Genomic DNA, 19,641 nt, shown 5'->3' with positions numbered 1-19,641 from the left:
TATATATGAAAGGAATATTTAGCTATGATGGGCCAATATATAAGATTTGTGAATTAATATATGAAACATGTATGTTAAATATATTATGGATTATTGGATGTATACCTATAGTTACTATTGGAGCATCAACTACAGCGCTTTACAGTGTTTATAACTCAAAGATTAGTGGAAAAGGTTATAAAATTTATAGTGATTTTTTTAAAGCTTATAAGAAAAATATTAGACAAGCTTCTATATTAGGAACAATTATAACCATTATGTTATGTATTGGTATTTATAATATGACTAGAATAAACAGTTTTAAGGGTAACTATGTATGGTTACAGTATGTTCATATATTTATAATTTTTCAAATTCTACTTATAAGCAATTATATATTTCCATTAATTGATAGAACTACTATGAATATTACGGATATAATAGTTAATGCTGTAGTTTTAGCATATAGAAATATAATTATAAGTATTATAAATGTAGTTGTATTAGCTCTATTAATAGTATCACTTTTATTTAAACCAGTGACAATATTGTTTTTTATGGGGATATACGGATTAATAAGTAGTTATTTAATTAAAAGGGTATTTGAAGCTGTAAAAGATTATACATATAAAGAAAAGTAATATAAATCAAAAAAAAATTAATAAATATCATTGTTCTACTATATGTAAATAATGTAATTTAAACGAAGGTAATATAAATCAAAAAACAGTTAAATAATATCATTAAAATAAACTTACTAAATGTTTAAAATATAATTGTAAGCATTTAGTAGGTTTATTTTAATGTTTACAATAGGGTATAAAGAATTAAGGGGGAGATAATATGTTAAGTAAAGGCTTAAAAAGAAAAATATGTTTTATGGTTGCAGGAGTAAGCATATTTGGTTTAGCTACAGTTGGATGTTCTAAAAATAGTCCTAATTCAAAAAAGGAAGTTACATTAAAACTTGCAACTTGGGGTGAAGGCGATTATAAGTATATGACAGAAACAAAGAAATTAGCAGAAGCTTATAAAAAGGATCATCCAAATGTTAATATTGAAGTTGAACTAATTGCTAAAACAGAATATGACAATACAATGAAAATTAGAAATACAGCAGGAGAATTGCCAGATGTATTCCCAGTAAGACAAGCAAACTTATCATTATATGCAGATACCATGGTGCCTTTAAATGATTTAAAGGCAGTTGAAAACAATATATATGCTAAGGAAACAATGATTAATGGAAATGTTATAGGTATTCCACAAGCTGTATTTAATGAATTTGTATATTACAATAAGAATATTTTCAAAGAGTACAATATAGAAATTCCTAAAACTTGGGATGAATTTATTAAAGTAGCTGAAACTATAAAAGCTGGAGGCAAATATACACCACTTTTATTAGGTCTTAAAGATTCATGGGTAGATTATCCATTTAACGAATATATGCCTATGCTAGAAGCTGGTGATGGCCAAATTTACAACAAAATGGCTACAGAAGATGCACCATTTTCAAAAGGAACACCATTTAACACATCATATAATAAAATACAAAAATTATATGATGCTAAAGTATGTGGAAATGATGCATTGGGATATGGATGGGATCAAGCAGGAGCAATGTTTGCAGCTGGAGAAGGAGCAATGATAGCATCTGGTTCTTGGTATAAAGATCAATACAACCAAGCTGGCGGGAAGGATGAAAACATAGGAGTATTCCTATTACCAACAAGAAATACTACTTCTGATCCATTCTATACAACTGCATCAACTGAATTTATGTGGGGAATTCCTAAGACTTCTAAGAATCAAGAAGCAGGAAAAGAATTCCTTGAGTGGTTCTTCGCAAGTGATTACTATGTTGATTTAATGGCTTCACAAGGGGTAAAACCTACAGTTAAAGGCTTAGAGTACAAAAATGAATTCTTTGAACAAGCTTTTAAAGGAATAGATGTAAAGCCAGTAACAGTTTTCTATGATGATGCCTATAACAATGTTATGAATGCAATGAAATTCGATGTTAAAGCTATAGGACAAAAAATGGCTGCAGGTACATCATTTGATTCAATGGTAGATGACTTAAATGCCCAATGGAAGAAAGCAAAAGCTGCTAACTAGTAGTTAAATTTAAGAAGAATAAGGTACCTTTGGATACTTTATTCTTTTTTTACAAATAAGATTGGAGGGGTATTGTGCTAGCAATTAATAGAAAAGATGCACAAAAGAATAAGTTATTATTTAGTTTTTTAGTTATACCTACAATATTAATGATAGTATTTATGTTATTTCCATTAGTAAAATTAATGGGATTGAGTTTTACAAATTGGAATGGATTAAGCGATACAAAAAATTTTGTTGGATTAGATAATTTTAGAAAAATATTTTTTGATTCTCCAGAAATCTGGTCTTCGTTAAAAAATAATGGGGTTTATTTCATTTTCCACTTATTATTCATACCAGTAGAACTTTTTATTGCATTCTTATTAGATAATAGAGTTAGAGGTTGTAAAGCTTTTAAAACCATTGTATTTTTACCATATGTAATTAATGGTGTTGCTGTTGCATGTATGTTCTCATTCTTATATAGTTCAGAGAATGGAGTGTTAAATAGTTTTCTACAATTTTTACATATGAATGAGGTTTCATGGCTAAGTGATCCTAAAATAGTTAATATGTCCCTTGCTATAGTTTCATTATGGAAATTTTCAGGGATTCATATAATATTATTTTTAGCAGCATTTCAGTCATTACCAACTGATATGGTAGAAGCTTCTCTTATTGATGGAGCAAGTAGCTTTAAACAGTTTTATCATATAGTATTACCAAATATTAAAGGCGTTGTTGAAATAATATTATTCTTAAATGTAAGAGGAGCTTTGATGATATTTGATATTCCATATGTTATGACTAGTGGAGGACCTGGAAATGCTAGTAGTACATTCACAATAGAGACTATTAAAACAGCTTTTCAATATTCAAGTTTTGGAAAGGCATCAGCTATGGCTGTAATTTTAATGATGATTATTATAGTGATTTCAGTTGTTCAGAAGAAACTACTTAAATTGAAGGGGTGATATCAATGGAAGCTAATTTGGAGAAAAAAAATAGTACTAACACTTCAATTGAAAAAAAGACTAAAAAAATAAAAAAGAAGAAGTCAATTCAAAGTGGTGATGTATTAAAATTTATGATATTTATTTTTATTGCAGTAATAGTAATTATGCCAATGCTAGTTACATTCTTTGCATCATTTAAAACTCTATCTCAAATAGGGTCAGAATCAGCTATTAAACCTCCTACAAGTTTAATGCTTGATAATTACAAGGATGTTTTTAAAAATGGTCAAGTTTTTGTTGCATTGAAAAATTCAACTATATTAGTAATAGTTACTGTAATAATAAACTCTCTTTTAAGTACTATGGTGGCATATTGTTTAACTAGGTTTGATTTTAAATTGAAAAAAGTATATTATGCTATGTTTTTGATAGGTTTAATAATACCAGGTACTGTTACTGAAATATCTAGATTTGGAATAATGACAGATTTAAAACTTTATAATACGCTACTTGCACCAATATTTATATATATAGGCGCTGATTTAATGCAAATATACATTTATAATCAATTTTTAGAGCAGATACCTCTTTCTATAGACGAAAGTGCTATGATTGATGGGGCATCATATTTTACTATATATTGGAAAATAATATTCCCTATGGTTATTCCAGCAACAGCAACACTTGGCATACTTAAGGCTGTTGATGTTTTAAATGACATGTATATTCCTTTCCTATATATGCCAGGGGGAGAGCACCGTACATTAAGTACTTTACTGTTTAATTATGTACAGAATCCTCAGACATCTTCTATGCCTAAGTTAAGTGCGGCAACAATAGTTGTTATGATTCCAACAGTAGTAATATATTTTATATTCCAAAAATATATTTTTAGCGGTGTTGCAGCTGGAGCGGTAAAGGAGTAATTAAAGAAAAATTATTTTAAGCTGAATCCTCTTAGATTTAAAGATGATTCAGCATTATTTTAAAATATCAATGTTAATTAATTCAAATTATGGGATATTATATAAAGTTAATATGTGTTAAAAACTTAATTAAAATAATTTTGGAGTATGTTGGATTTGCTAAAAATTAAAAAGAGTATCGATAGGAGGTGAATTAATTATTAAATACTCTTTTTGTATATTAGGATAAATTAAAGGGGTAATGAAATTTTAACTAAATGCCCCCTATGTAAAGAAATTTGCATAGCAAACCACCTTAATTGCTGGAAGTCCCTAAAGCTAACTAAACCACAACATGATTATGAAATAAGGATGAGTGTGAAGGTTACGAAAGTAAAAAAAATTAGTTAGATGTCATATGGTTAAATCCTAAGTGTTTTTAATAATGGGTAATCAGCAGCCAAGATCTGAATAGGATAAGGTTCAACGACTAGGTATATATACCGTACATTACAAGCAATTGGTAGTGGAAGTGGGTGGCTACCTAAATATAATTTGTTAATTATATTTAGGTAGGTGATATAGTCTGGTCTCATGTGAAAGCATGAGAAGTTCATAAGAGAACTGTAAAGGGTTAGCGAGCCTTTATGAACAGAATTAGATATTATCAATAAATTGATAATATTATATAGACGTGTTTTTGTGAGAAGAAATTTGAAAGAAATGTTTAAAAGGGCAAGGATACTTGGATTAGTAGTAGCATTTATAGTTACTCAAATTATGCCAATATCAACATTATCAGTGTTTGCAGAAGAACTTAATACTTATACTCAGAATTTTGATGATGGAAATGTAGGTGGATGGAAAGCTGTTAAAGGTACGCCAAAAGAACCATTATCTGTGGTAGGTGGAAACTTAGTTTTTAAGAACAGTGGAAATAATATTATAGTAGATGAAAATTCACCAGCTAAAGCAAATGGAGAATATGAATTCCAATTTACACTGCAAGGAGATGCTAGTAGAGTAGGTGCAATATTTAGATATACATCACCAGATTCATGGGCATTTGCTGGATATAACAATACAGATGGAACGTGGCTAATTGAGTGTCCAACTGGTTGGAAGGATGGTATACCTGGTCCAAAATTAGAAGTAGATAAACAATATACAATGAAGGTGAAATATATAGGAACAAAAATTACAATGTTCCTTGATGGTAAAGAAATATTTAATATTGATACATTCTCAGTAGATTCTTTAAAACAATTTCCAACTGAGGCTGGGAAAATAGGGTTTAGATCATGGTACAATAGTAAAACAATGCTTATAGATAATATTAAATATTCAGATGTAGTAAGTAATCCAGGGGGAGATGTTACTAATGGAAGACCAATAACTAACACTGATGTTATTTCATCAGGAGATATGAAGGTAACAATAGATAAGAATTTCCCTAATGTAATGAAATATGAAAAAGACGGTAAAATAATGTATGGAACAGAGTACTCTTCAGATAAAGTGCTTATTAATGGAAAAGAGTATACTCCTAAAGTAGAATATACAAATCAAGGAGAATATACAATTACTATTGATGAAATTAATGTTGTTATAAAAACAAAATTTACAGTTGAGAAAAATATATTAACTATGAATATTACAGAAGTTAAAGAAAATGGAGCTGATAAAGTAAAGAGTATAGAATTTGCTAATCAAAATTTATTATCAGTACGTAGTACGCAATCAGGAGCAAAGTTTGCTGGTTCTCGTATGAATAATAAAGTAAATGGTACAGGTGACGTTTTTGAAACTGTTACAGATAAAAGTACTGTATCTAAGACTCCTACGAATTATTTATATGGTATATTAAACACAAATGAACTTTCAGGAGCTATTTGGACAAATGCTTATTCAGATTATAGTTCAGATAATGATAATGATAGAATAAGAAAGCAAACAACAAATACTGGGAATTATACTCAAACATCACTTTGGAGTAGTTCATGGGTTTATAGAGCTGAAAATATGCCAACTACATTAGCTGAAGACAATATAATGAAAGAAATGCCAGTAACTAAAGTTATAATAACGGAAGATTCTAATGAAGATAGTATTGTTGATTGGCAAGATGGAGCTGTAGCATTCCGTGAAATCATGAATGTTCCATTCCGTTCAGAAGATGTTCCGGACTTAGTTGTTATGCGTATTCCATTTAACTTTGCAAGCCAAGCTACAAATCCATTTTTAAAGACTCTTGATGAAACTAAGAAAATGTATCTGGCTACAGATGGGCTAGGACAGTGGGTAGAACTTAAAGGATATCAAGCAGAAGGACATGACCAAGCTCACCTAGATTATGGTAACCACATTGGAGAGAGACAAGGTGGCGTTGAGGATTTAAATACCTTAGTTAATGAAGGTCATAAATATGGTGGATATTTTGGTGTTCATATATCAGCTACAGGAGCAAATCCAGAAGCAAAGAATTTCTCAGAGGATGTTATAGATATTAAGAAACTAGGATGGGACTGGTTAGATGCTTCTTATGACTTTAATAAAGAAAAAATGAGAAAAGAAGCATCAGAAAATAATAGATTAGAGAGATTAGATGTACTAAAGGAGGCAGTACCGAATTTAGATTTTATTTATGCTGATGCATTTTTTGAACAAGGCTTTGATGCAAGAAGATTTGCTAAAGAAGTAAATTCATTAGGTTGGAATCTAACTACAGAATTCCCTTATGTATTAGAAAATGATTCTACATGGTATCATTGGTCAGTAGATTATAAGTATGGTGGCCAAGATATGAAAGGTTATAGTAGTAATATTGCAAGATTTATTAGAAATCATCAAAAAGATGCTTGGATTGTAAGACATCCACTTTTAGGTGGAACTGAGATGGATGATTATGAAGGTTGGGTAGGAAGAACAAACTTTGATAATACTATTGAAATGACTTTCGATACTAATCTACCAACAAAATACATGCAACACTTCCCAATAATAAAATGGACAGAGGATACTATTAATTTTGAAAACAACATAACTGTATCAAATAAAACTGGTACAAGAGTTATGTCTAAAGATGGTATTACAATTTTAGATGGTAATAGCTACTTATTACCTTGGAATCCTAAGGAAGAAACTAAGTTATATCATTGGAATAGTGAAGGTGGAAGCACTACTTGGACATTACCAAATAGTTGGGCGGGGTTAAGCACTGTTAAATTATATAAATTAACAGATACAGGACGTGTAGAAGCTGGAAATATAATTGTTAATAACAATCAAATTACTATTAATGCAGAGGCCAATGTACCATATGTTATTGATAAAGGTGAAGTAGCACCAAAGGTAATTAATGATTGGGGACAAGGTGGAATAGTTAAGAATCCTGGATTTGAAAGTTCAACATTAGATGGTTGGAATGCAGAAGGTAAGGATTTATCTATAGTAAGAAATGATAGAGGAAATTATGAGTTAAAAACTTCTGGTGAGAATACTTCAGTAGTAAGTCAAAAGCTTACAGGATTAGAACCAGGAACTTATGAAGCTTCTGTAGCTGTAGAAGTAATTGGAGATCGTAAAGCAACTATAGGTGTTAAAGATTATGGTAATGCTGATGTTTCCAATTATGCAGACATATCATTTGCTAAAAATTACATTGCTGCAGATTCGAAGCATGGAAGTTATATGCAAAGAATGTCAGTAGTTTTTGATGTTCCGGAAGGGAAAGATAATGCTACACTTTATTTAGAAGTAAATGATGGATCAGGGACTGTTGTATTTGATGATGTTAGGGTTACTAAGACAGAAAGATCTGCAAATCCTAATAATGTGTATTTCACTCAAGATTTTGAGAATGTTCAACATGGATTATATCCATTTGTAAAAGGTCCAGCTGGTGGAACAAATGATCCAAGAACACATTTATCAGAGTTACATGCACCTTATACTCAAAAGGGATGGAATGGAAAAGAAATTGATGATGTCATAAATGGACATTATTCCTTAAAGGCACACAAAGAGTCAGGTGGATTATTATATCAAACAATACCACAAACATTAAGATTTACCCCAGGAAGAAATTATAAAGTTTCATTCAAGTATGAAAATGCAATAAAAGGAGACTATGCTTTTGTAATTGGTGATGGTAAAAATCAACTTTCAATGCAAAGCTTTGACCTTGCTGATACACCTAAGGATTATATTGTTGAGTTTACAGCACCAGAATCAGGTAACTTATGGATTGGAACAATTGTATTAGGTGGACAGTCAGATTTAGTAATTGATGATCTTGTAGTAGAAGATCTTGGAGTAGGTGAATATATTGAAATACCAAAAGGTGATATAGATCCAGAAGCATCTATTGATCAATCAGATGATATAAGTTTAATACCTCAATCAGGCATGAAAGTTACTGCTTCAAGTGAAGAAACTAGCGGAGAATGGGCACCAGTAAGTAATGCTATCGATGGAGATAATGAGACTTTCTGGCACAGCAAGTGGTCAGGTAAGCCAGCAGTATTACCGCATTCAATTACTCTTGATTTAGGGGATACTTATAATATTAATAAAGTAACGGTTGTACCAAGACAAGGTCAAGATAATGGAGTTATTACAAAGTATGAAATTTATACAAGTATGGATGGTGAAAATTATACTAAGGTTGCAGAAGGAGACTGGGTTGCTAATAAAGGGCTAAAGGTTGCAAGGTTTGAAACTACTGAAGCAAAATATGTTAAGCTTATTGCTTTGGAAGGTAAGAATGGATTTGCAACAATTGGGGAGTTGAATGTAGGTAAAGACATCAAAGTTGATTTAAGCAATGCTATAAAGGAAGCTTCTGATACATTGGAAAATGCTGAAATAGGTAATGAAAATGGTCAATATCCACAATCTGCAAAGGATGCTTTAGAGGAGGCTATAAAATTAGCACAAGCTGTTTTAGAAGGTGAAGGAGCAAAAGATAAGCAATTAAATGAGGCTATAGTTGAATTAAATAAGAGTATCGATATATTTAATAATAGCATTATAGAAAAGCCAGTTTACAAAAAGCATTTAGAAATAGCTGTAGAAGTTGCTGAAGAAGTAACTGAAGAAGAACTTAAGGATGTTGTCTCAGCTGTAGTGGAAGAATTCAAGGCTGCTTTAGAAGAAGCTAAGGGAATATTAGGTAATGAAAAAGTTACTCAAACTAAAGTAGATAATTCCTTTGATAGATTAAGTAAGGCTATGCAGATGTTATCATTCAAAAAAGGTGATAAAGCAGCGTTACAAGCTTTAATGGATAAAATAGCTACATTATCAGAAAATGAATTTATCTCTTCTACTTGGGTTAAGTTACAAACAGCTTTAGAAGCTGCAAACAAAGTTATGGCTGACGAAAATGCTATGGTGGAAGAAGTAAATGAAACTTATGATAACTTAATGAGAGCATTCCTAGCGTTAAGATTAAAACCAAATAAAGATATGTTAGAAGATCTAATCAATAAAGTAGAAAATATTGATAGAAATAAATATACTAATAAGAGTTTAAAATCTTTAGATAAGGCTTTAGCAAATGCAAGAACTATATTTGCTAATGAAGAAGCTACTGAAAAAGAAATTGATTCTGCAACTAAGTCTTTAGAATTAGCTTTAGCTAATTTAGAAGAAAAGGGTGGAAACAATAAGCCTGGTGAAGGAAACAAACCATCAGACGACGACAAAGAGCAAGGAGGAAAACCAACAAATGGAGGAAAGCCATCAAATGGAGGAAAACCAAGTGGATCACTTCCTAATACTGGTGGAGTTAATAGTAGCAATTTAGTTATTTTAGCTTTAGCTATAGTTGGAGTAGGCTTATTATTCTTTGTTAAGAGAAAAGATAGAAAGAAAATAAGTGAGTAAAAAGTTTAAAGTTTTTAGTAATTAGGGCAAATAATAAAAGGGATCTTCTTATATTTACTTTGTAAGAAGGTCTCTTTTCTTAATAGAAATATTAATAATAAATTAATATACAGATTGGAGAAGATTACAACATTAGTAAAAGTTAATATATATCAAAAAATACTAATAAAAATCATTCTTTTAATGGGATAAATTTATTAGAATTTAATAAAAGACTTATGAAAGTATAGAAAATTGCAAGTTGAGATAAAGGGGGATATTATGAATAACTTTGATTTGGAATGGTTAGAGGATCCAGAAATTTTTCAAGTGAATAGAATGAAATATCATTCTGATCACAAATATTTTAAAAATATGGAGGAAGCTACTTCTAATAAAACATATATGAAATCTTCATTAAATGGAAGCTGGAAGTTTAATTATGCGAACAATCTATATAATATGCAAAAGGACTTCTATAAAGAAGATTTTAGGGTTGATAACTGGGATACTATAGAGGTTCCAGGGCATATTCAATTACAAGGGTATGGTAAACCTCATTATGTAAATACAATGTATCCTTGGGATGGACATGAGAATCTTATACCTCCACAAATACCAAAGGACTTTAATCCTGTTGGTAGATATGCAAAGGATTTTTATATTAATAATGAATGGAAAGATAAACCTATTTATATATCCTTTCAAGGGGTAGAGTCAGCTTTTTATATATGGCTTAATGGAGAGTTTGTTGGATATAGTGAAGATAGTTTTACTCCAGCTGAATTTGATTTAACACCATATATAAAAGAAGGTAAAAATAGACTTGCTGTAATGGTAGTAAAATTTAGTACAGGTAGTTGGCTAGAAGATCAAGATTTTTGGAGGTTTTCAGGAATTTTTAGAGATGTATATCTTTATACAATACCTAAAACTCATATAAGAGATATGTTCATAAAGACAAGTCTAAAAAATAATTATAAGGATAGTGATCTTAATATACAATTAGATATTTTAGGCGGATTAAAAGGGTCATTAAGATTATCTTTAATAGATTCTAAAGATGCAACTTCTTTAATAAATTCTGAAAATATTATAAATATAGGTAAGAATATAGATAAATCTAAAGAAGACTGCAATTTAGAAATAAAATTTGAAGTAAACAATATAAAATTATGGAGTGCTGAAAAGCCTAATTTATATAATTTAATAATTGAAATTCTTGATGATAATAATGAAATAGTAGAAGTTGTAACTGAAAAAGTTGGGTTTAGAGAGTTTAAAATGATAAATAATATTATGCATATTAATGGAAGAAGAATAGTTTTTAAAGGTGTAAATAGACATGAATTTAGTATGTATAATGGAAGAAATATATCTAAAGAAGAAATGCTTTATGATGTTAAAACTATTAAGCAAAATAATATTAATGCAGTAAGAACATCACATTATCCAAATAACAGTTATTTCTATGAATTGTGTGATGAGTATGGTTTATATTTAATTGATGAAGCAAATTTAGAAACTCATGGAACTTGGCAAAACATTGGTAGAATAGATTATGTAAATGTTATTCCAGATGGGAAAAGTCAATGGCTAGAAGCTGTTCTTTCTAGAGCTAGTGCAATGCTTGAAAGGGATAAGAATCATCCATCAATATTAATTTGGTCCTGTGGTAATGAGTCCTTTGGTGGAGAAAATATATATAAAATGTCTCAGCTTTTTAAAGAAAGAGATGATTCAAGGTTAGTTCATTATGAGGGAGTATTTCAAGATAGAAGATTTAATGATACAAGTGATATGGAAAGCAGGATGTATGCTAAGGTTTGGGATATAGAAAAGTATTTAAATGATAATCCTAAAAAGCCTTTTATATTATGTGAATATACACATTCCATGGGAAATTCAAATGGCGGTATGCACAAATACACAGATCTTTCAGGAAAATATCTAATGTATCAAGGTGGATTTATTTGGGATTATATAGATCAAGGAATATTAACAAAAGATATATATGGAAAAGAATATATTGCTTTTGGTGGAGATTTTGGAGATAGACCAACAGATTATAATTTTTGCACCAATGGAATAGTATATGCAGATAGAAAGGTCTCACCTAAAATGCAAGAGGTTAAATATAATTACCAAAGCTTCATGGTAAATGTAGAGGAAACATCTGCTGTTATAAAAAATAATAATTTATTTATTGATATGAGCAAGTATAAATTAAAGTATTCATTATTAAAAAATGGTGAAGTAAAAGAAGAAGGCTATTTAGAAGTAGAATTATCACCACAAGAAGAAAAGAAAATTCAATTACCTATAAGCAAAGCTAAGGAGAAAGGTGAATATATTGTTAATGTATCTATAGTTTTAAAAGAAGATACATTATGGGCAAATAAAGGGCATGAAGTGGCTTATGGTCAATGTGTTTATAATGTTGAACAAGAAGAAGAGAATAAATTAGAAAAAATAGTAGTAAGTAATTGTGAATTTAATTTTGGAGTAAAGGGAGAATACTTCCAGATAATGTTCTCAAAGGCATATGGTGGGTTGATTTCTTATAAACATAGAGATGTAGAGCTTATAAGTTCAATTCCTAAACCGAATTTTTGGAGAGCTATAACAGATAATGATAACGGTAGTAAGATGGGATTTAAATCATCTATGTGGAAAGGTGCTAGTTTATATCAAAATATAATAGATATAGAAACAAAAATTAGTGATTATAATGCAAGTATATCATATACTTATGAGTTACCGACAATACCAACCACTAACTGTAAGCTTACTTATGTTGTTTATGGTGATGGAAAAATAGAGGTTGAATTAGAATATAAGGGAACTGAAAATTTACCTAATATGCTTGACTTTGGAATGATATTTAAGATTCCATGTTTATATGACAACTTAGAATATTATGGGTATGGAGCAGATGAGAATTATCAAGATAGAAATAAAGGAGCAAGACTCGATGTTTATAAAATAAAGGTTAGTGATAATGTGTCAAAGTATGTTGTACCACAAGAGTGCGGTAATAGAACAGGGGTTAGGTGGGCTAAAATTACTGATAACAAAGGCCATGGAGTAAAGATATTTGGAGATTCATTAGATTTTAGTGCATTGCCATTTACACCTCATGAACTAGATAATGCAAATCATCACTATGAATTGCCGAAAGTCTACAATACTGTTATAAAAGTATCATCAAAACAAACAGGGGTAGGTGGAGATGATAGTTGGGGGGCAACACCTCATGAAGAATATTTATTAAAGGCCAATGAAGATAGATGCTTAAAGTTTAATATAATAGCAATATAGTTTTTATTTAGGATGGTACTAATAAAAAATATTAATGGGATTATATAAAATAATATCAAAGACTTAGAGGTGTTATTTCGCTTCTAGGTCTTTATGTGTTTTAATAGTTATTATATCTGTTAAAAGATGAAATAATGGGATAGTACATACTTTTTAAAAATAGATGATTAATTTTATTGAATTTCTCAATAATTGTTAATTTTTTATTTAATAAAGATAATTTATTACATACTATTGGAGAATAAATTTTTAACTATTATACTCATTTTTTCTAGTTAATATAAATTATATTAATAAATATCATTTCAAATTTAAAAAATTTAATTTGAAATTGTATTAAATAAATAATATAAACAAAATAACAGTAAAATAATGGTAAATAATGCAGAAAAAATTATGAAGATATATAAAAAAATTCATAAAAAATTCAAAAATGGTAAATGAACAGTATTATTGTTAGCAAATGTAAAAATTTCTAAAAAACTATTTATTTTAATAAAGAAAATTGTTAAAATTAAGACAAAGGAGATGAATTTTTAATATTTTAAGGGGGAAATGAAAGATGGAATTCTTAAAACAAATTAATAAAAAAATGTTACTACTTTGCGCAATTTTTAGTTTAAGTATTGTATCTTATCCTGTAAAAGCGATAGACACAAATCTAGTAGCTAAGAATGATAATGCTAGTGATATCGATTTAGGGATATCAAATTTAGACTACAACAAATATGAAGTTTTAGCCTCTAATGGAGATAGGGTAGAAAGCTTTGTTCCAAAAGAAGGCCTATTTTCAAATGATAAATTTATAGTTGTAGAGAGAAATAAAAAATCAATAACAACATCTCCTGTAGACATTTCAATTATTGACTCAGTAACAGATAGAACATACCCAGGTGCATTACAACTTGTTAATGGTGATTTTGTAGATAATAAACCTAATTTATTAACTGCTAAAAGAAAACCATTAAACATAAGTATAGATTTACCAGGTATGGGAAAAGAGAAAATAACCACTGTTAACAATCCAACTTATGGAAATGTATCTGGAGCTATTGATGATTTAGTTTCTTTATGGAACAATAAGTATTCAAATTCACATACATTACCAGCTAGAACACAGTATTCAGAGTCTATGGTCTATAGTAAATCTCAAATAGCTAGTGCTCTTAATGTAAACGCCAATGTACTTAACAATTCTCTTGGAATCGATTTCGATGCAGTTAGTAATGGTGAAAAGAAGGTTATGGTAGCAGCATATAAGCAAATATTTTATACTGTAAGTGCAGAATTACCAAATAATCCTTCAGATCTTTTTGATGAGAGCGTTACATTTAATGAATTAACACGAAAAGGTGTAAGTAATCAAGCACCACCAGTTATGGTATCAAATGTAGCCTACGGTAGAACTATTTATGTAAAGTTAGAAACAAATTCAAAGAGTAAAGATGTACAAGCGGCTTTTAAGGCATTACTAAAAGATGGTAGTATTAATACTAACAATCAATATAAAGATATATATGATGATAGTTCTTTTACAGCTGTAGTTTTAGGTGGTGACTCAAGTGAGCATAATAAGATTATTACTAAGGATTTTGATGAAGTAAGAAATGTAATTAAAAATAATGCAGTGTTTAGTACTAGAAATCCGGGATATCCGATTTCTTATACAAGTGTTTTCTTAAGAGATAATTCAGTTGCAGCTGTTCATAATAAAACAGATTATGTAGAAACTACTTCTACAGAATATTCAAAAGGTAAAATTATTTTAGATCATTATGGAGCGTATGTTGCACAATTTGAAGTATCATGGGATGAAGTTTCTTATGATGAAAATGGAAAAGAGATATTAACACATAAAGAATGGGAAGGAAACGATAAAAATAAAACTGCTCATTTTAATACAGTAATACCATTGCCAGCTAATGCTAAAAATATAAAGATATTAGCTTGGGAATTAACTGGACTAGCATGGGAAGGCTGGAGAAATATAATTAATGAACAAAATGTTCCTTTAACAAATGAAATAAAAGTTACAATTGGAGGAACAACATTATACCCTAGTGCTAATGTTACTTTTTAACAAATAATATAAAGGTCATATTTTGAGAATGTACTCAAAATATGACTTTTTTGTTTTGATAACCACTGGCTATACCAGTAGACAAAATGGAGATGCCGATATCATATAGTATTTGCGTCAAAGTATAGAAGACAGATAATATATGGAAAGTACAAAGTTGAAACAGGTAAGATGTTAAGGGAAATATGCAAAAGAAATGGTGTGGAAATTATCAAAGCGAATGTATGCCTTTATAAGACTTAATCAAGCCACCAGCTCAGCTTTGGGGACTTTACTGGTCAAATGGCATCTCTTTTAAAGGTTGATACAATTGGATCGAATGAATTGGCGAAAGAGTATAGTGTAATTTATTCTATAGTAGCAAGATGTGGAGTTTTTGCTAAAACATATGTTCAGCATCTATTAAATGAAGAAGCTAATTGAATTATTAAATTGTTCTAAAATTTATATAGATAAATTGGTTAAAGAATATGATGGTAAGAGCGACGTAAGAGAAGGGGCTTTAAAAAGATATAATTACTTGTTTTTATAGAAAATTGTCTTGTAAAATTATGAAAAGAAAAATATAATTAGAATTATCATGTAGACTTGCAATGATATTTAGAGTTGGGAATATAGAATAAGTAATATTGAAAGTATTATTACAAGAGATAAATGGGTATGTGTGAGTTATTTTAATAACAATGCAGAGGAAAATGAGAGTATTAGCAAATATATCTAAAAAGTCAATTTTAAAGGCGTATAGTTTTAATTAATAAACTTTAAAAGCTATAAACCTTTAAATTATTAAAAAGCTATTTAAGGTTTTTTTGTCATGCAAATAATTATAAAATTTTATAAATTTATTTCTTACATTTATATATTTTTCAATATATAAAAATAAAAAATAAGTATATTGATTATAATGGGAGATTATCATTTATAATAAAGTTATTTTTAAGGAGGGATCTGTATTGGATTATAATGCAGCATTTAAAGAAAAGTTAGGTAAATTACTATTTTTAGAAATGAATAAAGAAGGATTTAAAGAAAGTATAAATATTCCTAGTTATGTAACTTTTAAAAATAAAGATTTATATTTACCTATATCCCCAGATTACATAACATCAAATGTAAATAATGAAATTAAAATAAAAAATTTACCTATATATTACTTTATAGAAGGAATGTTTTTTGCCTTAGGAGCAGATGAAAATCTGAAGTTTAATGAAGATTATGAAACAATATTAACTTATATAAAAGATACAGAGAATTGTATAAAAAGTATAGTTTCCAAAAAAATAAAAGATGATTTAATGATAGATGCTTACTTATTATTAAAAGGTTTTTACAGATATTCAAAAGATATTGATATTATGAAGAAACTATTATTAGTTGGGGAAAATATAAGAGAAAAGGATAGTACTTTTAAAGAAATGTTATTACAGGATATTGAATATTGTGAGACTAATTTGTTGAAAGTTCCAGAGGCTTATCTTTATAAGGCTTTAATATTAAAAGATGATGGAGATTTCAAAGGAGCAAAGGTTTCAATAAACGAGTATTTAAATAAGGGTGGAGAAGTAACAGAAAATATAAAGATAGTTATTGATGATATTACTAACGTTTCCAATTATGAAATTGCTATAGAGCATTTAAATGATAATCCTAGCAAAACAATAGAACTTCTTTTAAAATTGGTAGAAAAGTTTGAGAAAAATCCATTAATTTATTACTATTTAGGAGTTGCATATAGAAAAATAGAAAATTATGAAAAAGCTATATATTATTTAAATGAAAGCTTACAAAAAGAAAGTGGCATATATGAAGTGGTAGTTGAACTTGGAATAAATTATGCATGTATTAATGATTTCCAAAGCGCAATAAGATATTTTAAAAAGGCATTTGAGGTTACTAAAGAAGTAGAAGTATGTACTAATATAGTTATGTGCTATGTTAATTTAAATAATTTAGAGGAAGCTAAGTTACATTTAAATATAGCTAAAAAGTTAAATCCAGAAGATGAAGTAGTAAAAGATTTAGAGAAAATGTTAAATAAATAAAGTTGAATTGGGAGTTTAAATATTAAACTCCCAAATTTATATATACAATTTATTTCTTTAGTAAAGTAGATAAATATGGTATTATATTTATAAATAATTTTAATAAATATATTATTGAGGAGAAGAAATGAAAGATAATAATTTTATTGATGTCTTGGGATATAAAGTTTATAAAAACACCTTAATAGATGCTTTAAAATATATAGATAAATTTAATAAGGTGCATATTATATCAGGAAATCCCGAGGTGTTATACACAGGATTATACAATGAGGAATTATTAAATAATTTTAAATCTAATAAATCATTTATAATACCTGATGGTGTTGGATTGCAAATTGCAGCCAAGCGTTTAAAAACTCCTGTTAAAGAAAAAATTGCAGGAATAGATTTAATGAAGGAAATAATAAAAAGATGTGAAAGAGAAGATAAAGGAATATATCTTTTAGGAACATCTGATGAAAATATTAAAGCTTGTGTTGCAAATTTAATGGTTAAATATCCAAATATAAATATAGTAGGATATAGAAATGGATTTTTTGATATTAATAATTCTGATGAGATATTAAACGAAATAAAAGAAAAAAAGCCATATGCTATTTTTGTTGCAATGGGATGTCCAAGGCAAGAGAAATTTATAGTTAAATATATGGATGAGTTACCATGCAAAATATTTATGGGGGTTGGAGGAAGCTTTGATGTAATTGCAGAAAAAGTTAATAGAGCTCCTAAATGGATGATAAAACTTGGATTAGAATGGCTTTATAGAGTTGCAAAAGAGCCTTGGAGAATAAAGAGGCTTGGAAGTATTCCTAAATTTTTATTATTAGTATTTAAAAATAAAAAGGTGATGTATGAGCAAAAATAAGATATTTAAAGCAACTTTTATAGTTATGACTATGACTATATTAAGTAGAATAATAGGATTTGGTAGAGATATGCTTGCGGCATATCATTTTGGAGTTGGAGGACCATACGATATATACGTTGCATCAGTTGCAATACCTGAATCAGTTTTTATGATAGTTGGTCTTGCAATATCAACTACATTTATACCGATGCTAAGTGAAATAAGACATAATAAGAATAAGGATGAAATGTTTAAATTTTCAAATAATGTTGTTACTATTTTAGGTATAGCATCATTATTTATAGTATTATTGGGATTAATATTTACAAAGGATATAGTTAATGTATTTGTTCCTAAATTTACAAAAGAACAAATGGATTTAACCATATTTTTAACGAGAATAACTTTAATAAATATAGTATTACTATGTGTTAATGCATGCTTCGCTTCAATATTACAAGTATGTGAAGATTTTATAGTGCCATCATTGTTAGGGCTATTTTTTAATCTTCCTATAATTGTATATTTAGCTTTTTTTGGTGAAGTAAGTATTATTGGTCTTACAATAGCTAATGTTTTAGGAAATCTACTAAGAGTATTAGTTCAAATTCCTTCTCTATATAAGCAAGGATATAAATTTAAATTATATATAGATTTAAAAGATGAAAAACTAAAGACTATGATGATTTTAATAATTCCGGTTATAATTGGAGCGGGAGCAAATTCAATAAATATGCTAGTGGATAAAAGTTTAGCTTCTGGATTAAGTACAGGAAGTATGGCATCTTTAGAATATTCACAAAGAATAGTCCAATTTGCTAATACTGCTATAACAACTTCAATAGTATCAGTGGTTTATCCGTTAATGGCAAATAGGTTGAACTCTGGAGACAAAGAGGGATTTATTAAATATTTAACTAAGTCTATCGTAATTATATGTTTATTTTTAATTCCTATTACTTTTGGTATGTTATTTCTAAGAAAAGAAATAGTTGTAGCCTTTTATGCAAGAGGAAAATTTGATTCAGGAGCTGTTATTATAACATCTATGGCTCTTTTAGGATATTCAATACAACTACCCTTTGCAGGAATAAGAGATATATTGAATTCCTCTTTATTTTCTATGAAAAAGACAAAGGTAACAACGATAAATGGAGTTATTGGTGTTGTAATAAATATTATTTTAAGCATAATACTATCAAAATATATAGGCGTTTTAGGTATAGCTATAGCAACATCTATTTCATCTGGATTAATAGCAATACTCTTATTAAATTCAACTAAGAAAATAATTGGAAAATTTGATGTAAAAGATATGATTATAAAAATAATTAAAGTAACGTTAAGCTCAACTTTAATGCTAGTAGCATTGTATTTTATGAATAATTTATTTAAATTGGAGAATTCTTTTGCAATTATTTTATTAGATGGAATAGTTGGAGCAGTTTTCTTTGTAGTAATATGTAAGTTACTACAAATAGAAGAACTTAATGAAGCTTTAAGCATGATAAAAGGAAAAGTTAGAAGGGAGGTTTAG

12 protein-coding genes and 1 pseudogene are annotated in these 19,641 nt (G+C 28.6%); all 13 read left to right on the top strand.

Annotation, left to right across the window (positions count from 1 at the left end):
- The first annotated feature begins 5 nt into the window (after window positions 1-5).
- Window positions 6-620 (top strand): DUF624 domain-containing protein, encoded by a 615-nt coding sequence (locus ACYUEX_RS07620; protein ID WP_460287409.1) that lies wholly within the window; start codon window positions 6-8, stop codon window positions 618-620.
- A 202-nt stretch (window positions 621-822) separates the two neighbouring features.
- Complete coding sequence (locus ACYUEX_RS07615; protein WP_460287407.1) at window positions 823-2,100, top strand: ABC transporter substrate-binding protein; 1,278 nt, start codon at window positions 823-825, stop codon at window positions 2,098-2,100.
- Between the two features lie 74 nt (window positions 2,101-2,174).
- Window positions 2,175-3,056 carry a carbohydrate ABC transporter permease gene (locus tag ACYUEX_RS07610; RefSeq protein ID WP_460287405.1) on the top strand — a complete coding sequence of 294 codons (882 nt, stop codon included), beginning with the start codon at window positions 2,175-2,177 and terminating at the stop codon, window positions 3,054-3,056.
- Window positions 3,057-3,061: 5 nt separating this feature from the next.
- Complete coding sequence (locus ACYUEX_RS07605) at window positions 3,062-3,964, top strand: carbohydrate ABC transporter permease (RefSeq protein WP_460287403.1); 903 nt, start codon at window positions 3,062-3,064, stop codon at window positions 3,962-3,964.
- A 681-nt stretch (window positions 3,965-4,645) separates the two neighbouring features.
- Window positions 4,646-9,832: an endo-alpha-N-acetylgalactosaminidase family protein gene (locus ACYUEX_RS07600; RefSeq protein ID WP_460287401.1), complete on the top strand. Its 5,187-nt coding sequence runs from the start codon at window positions 4,646-4,648 to the stop codon at window positions 9,830-9,832.
- Window positions 9,833-10,093: 261 nt separating this feature from the next.
- Window positions 10,094-13,132 (top strand): beta-galactosidase, LacZ type, encoded by a 3,039-nt coding sequence (gene lacZ / locus ACYUEX_RS07595; RefSeq protein WP_460287399.1) that lies wholly within the window; start codon window positions 10,094-10,096, stop codon window positions 13,130-13,132.
- A 562-nt stretch (window positions 13,133-13,694) separates the two neighbouring features.
- Window positions 13,695-15,212, top strand: coding sequence for a thiol-activated cytolysin family protein (locus ACYUEX_RS07590; RefSeq protein ID WP_460287398.1), 1,518 nt, complete (start codon window positions 13,695-13,697; stop codon window positions 15,210-15,212).
- Window positions 15,213-15,293: 81 nt separating this feature from the next.
- Window positions 15,294-15,440: pseudogene (locus ACYUEX_RS07585) on the top strand (transposase); the annotation flags it as partial.
- 54 nt (window positions 15,441-15,494) lie between these two features.
- Window positions 15,495-15,635, top strand: coding sequence for a hypothetical protein (locus ACYUEX_RS07580; RefSeq protein WP_411167969.1), 141 nt, complete (start codon window positions 15,495-15,497; stop codon window positions 15,633-15,635).
- Window positions 15,619-15,744, top strand: a complete 126-nt coding sequence (locus tag ACYUEX_RS07575; RefSeq protein ID WP_411167968.1) for a hypothetical protein — start codon at window positions 15,619-15,621, stop codon at window positions 15,742-15,744. The genes ACYUEX_RS07580 and ACYUEX_RS07575 overlap by 17 nt, the downstream gene beginning before the upstream one ends.
- A gap of 421 nt (window positions 15,745-16,165) precedes the next feature.
- Window positions 16,166-17,254: a tetratricopeptide repeat protein gene (locus ACYUEX_RS07570; protein ID WP_460287397.1), complete on the top strand. Its 1,089-nt coding sequence runs from the start codon at window positions 16,166-16,168 to the stop codon at window positions 17,252-17,254.
- Between the two features lie 127 nt (window positions 17,255-17,381).
- A complete protein-coding gene (locus tag ACYUEX_RS07565) occupies window positions 17,382-18,122 on the top strand; it encodes a WecB/TagA/CpsF family glycosyltransferase (protein WP_411167966.1) in 741 nt (246 codons plus the stop codon).
- The gene (gene murJ / locus ACYUEX_RS07560) at window positions 18,109-19,641 is read left to right on the top strand and encodes a murein biosynthesis integral membrane protein MurJ (RefSeq protein WP_460287395.1); all 1,533 of its coding nucleotides are present in this window, start codon (window positions 18,109-18,111) and stop codon (window positions 19,639-19,641) included. The genes ACYUEX_RS07565 and murJ overlap by 14 nt, the downstream gene beginning before the upstream one ends.

Source organism: Clostridium sp. CTA-7, assembly GCF_054768095.1.
The sequence above is the reverse complement of the archived record's forward strand: the minus strand, read 5'-3'. Positions and strand labels throughout refer to the sequence as shown.

Excerpts from the sequence above, each read along its gene's own strand:
- ACYUEX_RS07620 (WP_460287409.1), top strand. The coding sequence starts at position 6 with ATGAAAGGAATATTTAGCTATGATGGGCCAATATATAAGATTTGTGAA.
- ACYUEX_RS07615 (WP_460287407.1), top strand. The coding sequence starts at position 823 with ATGTTAAGTAAAGGCTTAAAAAGAAAAATATGTTTTATGGTTGCAGGA.
- ACYUEX_RS07605 (WP_460287403.1), top strand. The coding sequence starts at position 3,062 with ATGGAAGCTAATTTGGAGAAAAAAAATAGTACTAACACTTCAATTGAA.
- lacZ (WP_460287399.1), top strand. The coding sequence starts at position 10,094 with ATGAATAACTTTGATTTGGAATGGTTAGAGGATCCAGAAATTTTTCAA.
- ACYUEX_RS07590 (WP_460287398.1), top strand. The coding sequence starts at position 13,695 with ATGGAATTCTTAAAACAAATTAATAAAAAAATGTTACTACTTTGCGCA.
- ACYUEX_RS07580 (WP_411167969.1), top strand. The coding sequence starts at position 15,495 with ATGGCATCTCTTTTAAAGGTTGATACAATTGGATCGAATGAATTGGCG.
- ACYUEX_RS07575 (WP_411167968.1), top strand. The coding sequence starts at position 15,619 with ATGAAGAAGCTAATTGAATTATTAAATTGTTCTAAAATTTATATAGAT.
- ACYUEX_RS07565 (WP_411167966.1), top strand. The coding sequence starts at position 17,382 with ATGAAAGATAATAATTTTATTGATGTCTTGGGATATAAAGTTTATAAA.
- murJ (WP_460287395.1), top strand. The coding sequence starts at position 18,109 with ATGAGCAAAAATAAGATATTTAAAGCAACTTTTATAGTTATGACTATG.